This is a genomic window from Microvirga sp. HBU67558, from assembly GCF_018069605.1.
In the GTDB taxonomy this organism is placed as follows: Bacteria; Pseudomonadota; Alphaproteobacteria; order Rhizobiales; family Beijerinckiaceae; genus Microvirga; species Microvirga terrae.
Genome location: NZ_JAGPUP010000062.1, coordinates 1 through 257, shown reverse-complemented (window position 1 = coordinate 257; position 257 = coordinate 1). Strand labels below are relative to the sequence as shown.

Sequence of the window (257 nt, the reverse complement as noted above, 5' to 3'; positions counted from 1 at the left end):
GGCCCCGGGTTCATAGCGCTCATGGAGGATCTGCAGGTCGTGGGCCTGCGCATTGCCCACCTGGCGGAAGCTTAGCCGGCTGTGGTCCTGTCCCGTGTGGCTGGAGAGACGGAATGTCAGGTCGACCAGCTCATTGGCGCCGAAAAAAACCTTGTGGTGTGATCGCGTCTCCTCATGGAAGAACCCAGCCATTGTCATGGAGACCCCGCCCAGGATCTTGCGCAGGGAGGCGACGGACGGGCTGCTCTTGTTCTGCT

The 257-nt window shown here is 61.9% G+C and carries 1 pseudogene; it reads right to left on the bottom strand.

Annotated elements, in window-relative coordinates:
- Window positions 1–257, bottom strand: a pseudogene (locus KBI52_RS00240) (XRE family transcriptional regulator); the annotation flags it as partial.